At 61.7% G+C, this 8,415-nt stretch carries 8 protein-coding genes; 6 read left to right on the top strand and 2 right to left on the bottom strand.

What is annotated here, in order from left to right:
- Positions 1-69: 69 nt before the first annotated feature.
- The 6 genes from HMPREF0178_RS08180 (at position 70) to HMPREF0178_RS08155 (ending at position 7,030) form a co-directional block, all read left to right on the top strand.
- On the top strand, positions 70-1,533 hold the full coding sequence (locus HMPREF0178_RS08180) for a TrkH family potassium uptake protein (protein WP_005028039.1): 1,464 nt from the start codon (positions 70-72) through the stop codon (positions 1,531-1,533).
- 131 nt (positions 1,534-1,664) lie between these two features.
- Positions 1,665-2,312 (top strand): phosphatidylserine decarboxylase family protein, encoded by a 648-nt coding sequence (locus tag HMPREF0178_RS08175; RefSeq protein ID WP_005028038.1) that lies wholly within the window; start codon positions 1,665-1,667, stop codon positions 2,310-2,312.
- 54 nt (positions 2,313-2,366) lie between these two features.
- The gene (pssA, locus tag HMPREF0178_RS08170) at positions 2,367-3,119 is read left to right on the top strand and encodes a CDP-diacylglycerol--serine O-phosphatidyltransferase (protein ID WP_005028037.1); all 753 of its coding nucleotides are present in this window, start codon (positions 2,367-2,369) and stop codon (positions 3,117-3,119) included.
- A gap of 191 nt (positions 3,120-3,310) precedes the next feature.
- Positions 3,311-4,882, top strand: coding sequence for a 2-isopropylmalate synthase (locus HMPREF0178_RS08165; protein WP_005028036.1), 1,572 nt, complete (start codon positions 3,311-3,313; stop codon positions 4,880-4,882).
- Positions 4,883-5,118: 236 nt separating this feature from the next.
- Positions 5,119-6,378, top strand: a complete 1,260-nt coding sequence (gene leuC, locus HMPREF0178_RS08160) for a 3-isopropylmalate dehydratase large subunit (RefSeq protein WP_009368285.1) — start codon at positions 5,119-5,121, stop codon at positions 6,376-6,378.
- Between the two features lie 148 nt (positions 6,379-6,526).
- Positions 6,527-7,030 carry a 3-isopropylmalate dehydratase small subunit gene (locus HMPREF0178_RS08155; RefSeq protein WP_005028034.1) on the top strand — a complete coding sequence of 168 codons (504 nt, stop codon included), beginning with the start codon at positions 6,527-6,529 and terminating at the stop codon, positions 7,028-7,030.
- Positions 7,031-7,279: 249 nt separating this feature from the next.
- On the opposite strand, the gene HMPREF0178_RS08150 is transcribed toward HMPREF0178_RS08155, so the two are convergent.
- Both HMPREF0178_RS08150 and HMPREF0178_RS08145 read right to left on the bottom strand, forming a co-directional pair.
- Entirely contained in the window at positions 7,280-7,849 is a 570-nt protein-coding gene (locus HMPREF0178_RS08150; protein ID WP_009368284.1) for a GNAT family N-acetyltransferase, read from the bottom strand.
- On the bottom strand, positions 7,846-8,313 hold the full coding sequence (locus HMPREF0178_RS08145; protein ID WP_232281236.1) for a pyridoxamine 5'-phosphate oxidase family protein: 468 nt from the start codon (positions 8,311-8,313) through the stop codon (positions 7,846-7,848). Before HMPREF0178_RS08145 ends, HMPREF0178_RS08150 begins: the two co-directional genes overlap by 4 nt.
- Positions 8,314-8,415: the final 102 nt, after the last annotated feature.

The following is an 8,415-nucleotide window of genomic DNA, read 5'->3' as shown; positions in this document are numbered from 1 at the left end:
GAAGGGGCGCCTTTCTCGAGAAAGGCGCCCCTTCCCCTCCCCAATCTTTCCTCCTCAAGAAGGTCAGCCATGCAAATACGTTCGGTTCTGTTTATCGTGGGAGTGCTGCTGGTGTGCGTGGGCGCGTCGCTGGTGCTGCCGCTCGGGGTATCGCTGTGGTATGGGGACGGGGCCTTCCTCGGCCTGCTCTCGTCGCTGGTGATCATGGTGGGCGGCGGGCTCGCGCTGGCGTATACCAACCGTTCGCAGACGCCCCTGAACCTGACCTTGCGCGATGGGTTCGCCGTGGTGGGCATCTGCTGGATCGTGGCGAGCTTCGCGGGCGGGCTGCCGTTCGTGCTGACGTCGACGGCCTCGGTGACGGATGCGGTTTTTGAGGCCGCGTCGGGCTTCACGACCACGGGCGCGACGATTTTTGCAGATATCGAGGGCCTGCCGCACGGCCTGCTCATGTGGCGCAGCCTGACCCACTGGATCGGCGGCCTCGGGATCATCCTGCTCTCGCTGATCGTGCTGCCGCTGCTCGGCGTCGGCGGGATGCAGCTGTACCGGGCGGAGGTGACGGGGCCGAGCCCCGACAAGCTCACGCCGAGGATGCAGGACACCGCCCTCACGCTTTGGCGGGTCTACTGCCTGATGACGATCGTGCTGACCGTGCTGCTGTACATCGCGGGCATGGATTGGTTCGACGCGCTCAACCACAGCTTTTCGACCGTGGCGACGGGCGGCTTCTCGACCAAGAACAACTCCATCGCGGCGTATCCGCAGGCGTCCATCCAGTGGATATTGATTTTTTTCATGTTCATCGCGGGCATCAATTTTTCTCTGCACGCGCAGGCGCTGAGGGGCGTGGTCAAGGTCTACCTGCGCGATCGGGAATGCCGTTTTTATACCGTGCTGCTCATCCTCGGCTCGGCGGTCATCGTGGCGGGGCTCGTGGAGCACGGCCTGTTTGGGATGCGTTCGTTCCCGGAATTCGAGGCGGTCACGCGGGCGGCGGTGTTCCAGCTTGTCTCCGTTTGTACGACCACGGGGTTTGTTTCGGAAAATTTCAACCTCTGGCCCTCCATCACCTTGGTCATCATTTTGATGTTCATGCTGATGGGCGGCTGCGCGGGGTCCACGGGCGGCGGCGTCAAGGTCATGCGCCTCGTGATGCTGTTCCGGCTGGCGTATCTGGAAATCTTCCGCCTGCTGCACCCCCATTCCGTGCGCCATCTCAAGATCGCCGGGAAGTCCGTGCCCGTTGAAGTCATCTCGGGGGTGGTTGGTTTTTTCCTGTTGTATCTTATTGTTACTACGGTGGGTACGATTGTCCTGACCGTGCAGGACATGGATCTGGTGAGCGCGTTCACGGCGACGCTGACCTGCATTTCCAACGTGGGGCCGGGGCTCGGCAGCGTGGGGCCGGTGGACAACTTCAGCCATGTCCCGACGCTGTCCAAATGGGTTCTGACATTGTGCATGTTGCTGGGCCGTTTGGAGATTTACGCCATCCTCGTGCTGTTCATCCCCGAGTTCTGGCGGGACTAGCCGGGCCGTATGCGGAACGGCGATGCAGGGTTGCATCCGTGGCCTTTTTCGGTCATGATCCGAAAATCACGTTTAACCTTGTTGGGCCGGGAAGGGCAGCCGTTCCCCGGCCATAAAGTGAAGGATGACAGATGCGAAAAGGCAATATCGGTGTGGCGCCGGAAGGGCTGCCGTTTCTCTTTCTGCTCGCGCTGACGGCGCTGGCGTTCGCGGCGTTGCGTTTTTGGCCGCTGGCGCTGGTTTTTCTTGTGCTCACCTGGTTTTCCGGGCATTTTTTCCGGGACCCCGAGCGTGTGGTGCCCTCGGAGGATGACATCGCCGTCAGCCCCGCCGACGGCCGGGTGATCCGCGTGGAGCCGAAAGCCGATCCCATCACGGGAGAGGTCCGGCCCTGCATCAGTATTTTCATGAATGTGTTCAATGTGCACGTCAACCGTTCGCCCGTCGCCGGACGGGTGGAGGCCATCCGCTATTTCCCCGGCAAGTTCTTCAACGCCGCGCTCGACAAGGCGTCCACGGACAACGAACGCTGCGCGTACCTTGTGCGCGACGACGGCGGGCGGTCATGGGTTATGGTGCAGGTGGCGGGGCTCATCGCCCGGCGGATCGTCTGCCGCGTGGAAGAGGGCGACACCCTCGCCCGCGGCGAACGCTACGGCATGATCCGTTTCGGCTCTCGGGTTGACCTCTATCTTCCTCCTGACTATAGTGCTGTCGTTGCCAACGGTGATGTGGTCGCGGCAGGAGAAAGCATCCTGGCCAGAAAATTTCAGGCCTAGCGCCTCTTCGACGCGGCCGGAATCTGCTCGCAGGATTCCCACAGGTACCTTATTATGCAAGAAGAAAAACCCGTTCGGCGGGGAGTGTATATCCTCCCGAACCTTTTTACCACTGCCAGCCTGTTTACGGGCTTTCTTGCCATGCTCCTCGCGGTGCAGGGCAATATCGAAGGCAGTGCCCTCGCTATCCTGTTCAGCGCCCTCATGGACGGACTGGACGGGAAAGTCGCCCGTTTGACCAACACGGCCAGCGAATTCGGCATCCAGTATGACTCGTTGGCCGACCTCGTCGCTTTCGGCGTCGCTCCCGCGTTCACCTCGTGGATGTGGGTGCTCGAAGGCTACGGCAAGCTCGGCATCGGCGTGGCCTTCCTCTATGTGGCCTGCACAGCCCTGCGCCTGGCGCGTTTCAACGTCTGCGTCACCACGGTGAGCAAGAAGTTCTTCGTCGGGCTCCCCTGTCCGGCAGCCGGGTGCGCCGTCGCCATGTTCATCCTCTTTTCCTCCTATCTCCCGTCATGGTTGGAAGCCCGCACGCCGTTCCTCGGGCTGGTCGTCACCTTTGTGATGGCCCTGCTCATGGTCAGCCGCGTGCGCTATTTCTCGTTCAAGGAATACGGCTTCTTGAAGACACATGCCTTCAGCTCCATGATCTCCGCTTTGCTTGTGTTCGTGCTCATCTTGTCTCAGCCCGTTGTCTTCGGGTTCCTGTTGGGCGCGATCTACCTTCTGTCCGGCCCCATCTACACCTACATCATTCTGCCCCGCCGTAACCGGCAGCTCCTAGGGAGCCTTACGCAGAATTAACGGTAGATGGCGCTTTGATCTAGGGGAGGGAAGGGAACCTGATTAGAGCGGTTCCCTGTCCCTCCCTTCTGTATATGAGATCTTTTTCAACGGAAAACAGCAATAAAACCGTATAGTTATAAGAAGTCGCATCGGGCGGCGTCGGGACTGAGACGGACTGTTTCCGGCTGAAAGACTCCAAGGAGAATCCCATGTCCAATCGCGTCATTATTTTCGACACGACGCTCCGCGATGGCGAGCAGTCCCCCGGCGCTACCATGAACCTCCAGGAAAAGCTCCGTATGGCGCGTCAGCTGGAAAGCCTTGGCGTGGACGTCATCGAAGCCGGTTTCCCGGCCTCCAGCGTGGGCGACTTTGAAGCCGTTCATGCCATCGCCAACGCCGTCACCGACGTGCAGGTCGCCGCGCTCGCCCGCTGCAACAAGAACGACATCGACCGCGCATGGCAGGCGCTGAACGGGGCGCGCAACCCGCGTATCCACGTCTTCCTCGCCACGTCGCCCATCCACATGGAGTACAAGCTCCGCAAGACCCCGGATCAGGTCGTGGAAATGGCTGTCGCCGCCGTGCGCCATGCCGCCAAGTATACCAACAACGTGGAATTTTCCGCCGAAGACGCCTCGCGCTCCAATCCTGATTTCCTCGTCCGCGTGTTCACCGAGGTCATCAATGCCGGGGCCACCACCATCAACGTCCCCGATACCGTCGGCTATGCCCAGCCCGACGAATACGGCAAGCTGATCAAGTACGTCATCGAAAATACCCCGAATTCCCACAAGGCAGTGTTCAGCGTGCACTGCCACGACGACCTCGGGCTCGCCGTCGCCAACAGTCTGAGCGCCATCCAGAACGGTGCCCGTCAGGCCGAAGTGACCCTTTGCGGCATCGGCGAACGTGCGGGCAATGCCTCTCTGGAAGAAATCGTCATGGCGATGAAGGTCCGCCCCGACGTGTACGGCGTGGACTGCGGCATCCAGAACGAGCAGCTCTATCCGGCCTGCCGCCTGCTGTCGCTCATCATCGGCCGCCCCATCGCCGCCAACAAGGCCATCGTGGGCAGCAACGCCTTTGCGCATGAGTCCGGCATCCATCAGGACGGCATGTTGAAGAACCGCGAAACCTACGAAATCATGACGCCCCAGTCCATCGGCCGCAAGTCCACGGACCTCGTCATCGGCAAGCATTCCGGCCGCAACGCCGTGCGCACCCGCCTTGAGGAACTGGGCTACCGTCTGGACGACGAGCAGGTCAACGTGGTGTTCGCCGCCGTCAAGGATCTCGCGGACAAGAAGGCCAACGTGCATGACGAAGACCTCGAAGCGCTGGTCTTCTCCGAAGTCTACCGCCTGCCGGATCGCTACCGCTTGGGCAACGTGTCCGTGCAGACGACGATGGGTTCCTCCATGCCCGCCACCGCCGCCGTGGTCATCCAGGCCGGGGAAGAGGAAATGCGCCGCGCCGGGTTCGGCGCCGGTCCCATCGACGCGACCTTCAACGTCATTTCCCAGATTGTAAGCCGCGCCCCTGATCTGGAGCAGTTCAGCATCAACGCCATCACCGGCGGCACGGACGCGCAGGGCGAAGTGACCGTGCGCCTGCGCGAGGGTGAATACAGCGCCACGGGCCGCGGTTCCGACCCGGACATCATTGTCGCCAGCGCCAAGGCCTACATCGATGCCCTGAACCGTCTCGATCACAAGGAACGCGACGCCCTCCGCACGCAGGAAGCCACCGGCGAACCGGCCATCAATACGTGCAACTGAGGCGCGGAGCCGGGGGAAAGCCATAACGGGCCGTTCCTCCGGCTTCCGCCCCTTAGCCGGGCTGATGGGCAGCGCCGCGCTTTCCCTGCGCAGCCCCGGTTTCCGGGGGAAAAGCGGTCTGCCGGGCGCTGGTCTTTCGGTCGAAAAAATGTTGTAACGATTCCGATTGATGAGGAAACGCGGAATGGCGTTTTCGCCCGTCGGTCGGGAAACCTCTTACCTTCTGGAGCCGTCCCATGCCTCATACTCTTGCCCAGAAAATCCTTCAGGCCCACACGGATGAAGAAGTCCGTGAAGCCGGGCAAATCGTCAACTGCCATCTTTCCGGCGTGCTCGCCAACGACATCACCGGACCGCTCGCCATCAAGTCCTTCCGGGCGATGGGCGCGGCCAAGGTGTTCGACAAGGATCGCGTCTTTCTGGTGATGGACCACTTCACCCCGCAGAAGGACATCGATTCCGCCAATCAGGTGATGGTGACCCGCAAGTTCGCGCAGGAAATGGGCGTTACCCACTATTATGAAGGCGGTGACTGTGGCGTCGAGCACGCCCTCCTGCCCGAACAGGGCCTTGTGAAGCCCGGCGATCTCGTGATCGGCGCGGACAGCCACACCTGCACCTACGGCGGCCTCGGCGCGTTTGCGACTGGCCTCGGCTCCACGGACGTCGCCGCCGGTATGGCGCTCGGCAGGCTGTGGTTCAAGGTGCCCCCGACCATCCGCGTGGAATTTGAAGGCAAGATGCCCAAATGGCTGCGCGGCAAGGACCTGATCCTGCGGCTCATCGGCGACATCGGCGTGGACGGCGCCCTGTACAAGGCGCTGGAATTCGGCGGCGAAACCCTCTCCGAGCTCGACGTCGAAGCGCGCCTCTGCATCTCCAATATGGCGATTGAAGCGGGCGGCAAGTGCGGCCTGTTCCCGTCCGACGAGAAAACGCTCGCCTATTGCCGCGATCACAACAGCCCCGATGCGAAACTCATTGCAGCGGACGCCGGTGCGACGTATGAAAGGATCGTACGCATCGATGTGAGCAACATGGAGCCGCAGGTGTCCTGCCCGCACCTGCCCGAAAACACGAAGCCCGTTTCCGAAGTGAAGGACGTGACCGTCAATCAGGTGGTCATCGGCTCCTGCACCAACGGACGCATTTCCGACATGCGCGACGCCGCCGAAGTGCTCAAGGGCCGCAAGGTCGCCAAGGGTGTGCGCTGCATCGTCCTGCCCGCGACGCCCACCATCTGGCGTCAGGCCATGAAGGAAGGGCTTTTCGACATCTTTAGCGATGCCGGCTGCATCGTCGGCCCGCCCACCTGCGGCCCCTGCCTCGGCGGACACATGGGCATTCTTGGCGACGGCGAACGCTGCATCGCCACCACCAACCGCAACTTCCGCGGCCGCATGGGCAGCCTCGAAGCCGAAGTGTATCTTGCCAGCCCCTGTACGGCTGCGGCTTCCGCCGTCACCGGCGTGATCACCAGCCCCGAAAAGTTGTAATGCCGTCCGGTCGGGCTGCCTCTCAAGGTTGCCCGGAGTGCGAGGCGTACCGGAGCGGTTCCGCCCGGCCGCCTCGGTTCCGCCGCATCCCTTCGGAGCGTGCGGACCCCCGTGGATTTTTCTAGCGAGAGTACTACAGGAGAAACATATGCCTTTCACTGGTGTATCGCATAAAGTCGGCGAACATATCGATACCGACGCCATCATCCCGGCCCGTTTCCTTGTGACGACCGATCCCAAGAAGCTCGGCGAAAACTGCATGGAAGGCCTTGAGCACGGCTGGGTCAAGCGTGTGCAGGTGGGCGACATCCTCGTGGCCGAGCGCAACTTCGGTTGCGGTTCTTCCCGCGAGCACGCTCCCATCGCCATCCTCGGCGCGGGCATGAAGGCCGTCATCGCGCACAGCTTCGCCCGCATCTTCTACCGCAACGCCTTCAACATGGGGCTGTTGCTGCTGGAAATCGGCGACGACGTGAACAAGATCAAGGACGGCGACAAGCTCGAAGTCAGCCCCGAAGAGGGCGTGATCAAGAACCTGACTACCGGCGAGACCATCAAGGTGCCCGCGCTGTCCCCCGTCATGCAGAACCTCATCGACAAGGGCGGACTCGTGAACTACGTCCGCGAAGAGATCGAGGCTGAAGGGAAGTAGTGGGATTGTGAAAGATTGGGGAGGGGAAGGAGAACCTTTCTGGAGAAAGGTTCTCCTTCCCCTCCCCAACCCCCCTCCCTTTCCTCTCCAAAGACTTTCGTGTTTATTGAATCCCTGTTGCCGGTTTTCCCGGTAGAGGGAAGGAGACCCGCCTGAGCGATGTCCGTTCGGGCGGGTTTTTGTGTGGGGGGTGGCATGGGGAGCTGTGGAAAAGGGAGCACGCTGAGGCAAACCTCAGGTTCGGGGGCGTCACTCCCAGAAGTCTTTCAGCATCCTGTAGAGCACATGGCGATGGAGCGGGTGATCCGGCGGCAGCGCGGGATGATCGAAATCCTCGGCGGGATTGTGGAGCATCCCGAGCCGCCGCATGAGGCCCTGTGACGGCAGGTTGGTTTCCGTGGTGAAGGCGACGACTTCGGGAAGGTTCAGACCCTTGAAGGCGTAGCCCATCACGCTGCGGGCGGCTTCGAGGGCGTACCCCGTGCCCCAGTATTCGGGCAGGAACCGCCAGCCGATTTCCACGCAGGGCGTGAACGGCGCGTCAAAGGCCACCCGTGCAAGCCCGGTGAGTCCGGCGAGATTTCCGGTGTTTTTGTCCTCCACAGCCCAGAACGTAAAGCCGTGCTCCTCCTGATGTGCCTGAATTCGGGCCAGAAGTGCGTCGCTTTCGGCTTCGGAGAGTGTGGACGGAAAGAACTTCATGACGCGGGGATCGGCGTTCATACGGCGGAAAGCGGCGCGATCCGCCTCTGTCCAGAGACGGGTCCACAGGCGCTCCGTGACGAGGGGCAAGGTCTGATGCGCTGGCGGAGGGTTCATGCTTTGAGCGCTTCCTCTTTGCCGGGGGCGTATTTCCCCATGAGCGAGTCGATGTCGATGCGGATGATGGCGACCCGGTTGATCATGGAATCGGGGGCGGGGCGCGGGCACAAGGATTTGTAGCGCACGGTGATGGCATCGAGCGCGGTGCGTTTTTCCTCCTTGTCCTCGACGATGGCCGCCGTCCCGGTCCCGCAAACGCTGCGGAACGTGGTTGTGGCCTTCTCGCGGATGATGCGGACATCCACATAGGCGGAGAACCCCACGCGCGGGTTCTTGCGGATCAAGTCCATTTTTTTTCCGGTGAACGCGGTATGGATGTACAGCGCGTCGCCCAGCAGGACAAAATTCACCGGAAAGGCATACGGGGCCCCGTCGCCGTCGTTCAGGGCAACCACCATGTCGTCGGCGTCGTTCAGCACGCCGTCAATGAAGTCCCGATCTGCGCGGAATCTGTCTTTCATTCCCATTGCTTCGCTCCTTGTAAAGAAAACAGCGCCGGGAAAGGCGCTGCCTTGCCCTCACCCCCACTGGTGAAAGTCTTGGGAAGGGGTGGGGAGGGGTTT

It is taken from the genome of Bilophila sp. 4_1_30, from assembly GCF_000224655.1.
GTDB lineage: Bacteria > Desulfobacterota > Desulfovibrionia > Desulfovibrionales > Desulfovibrionaceae > Bilophila > Bilophila wadsworthia.
The sequence above is the reverse complement of the archived record's forward strand: the minus strand, read 5'-3'. Positions and strand labels throughout refer to the sequence as shown.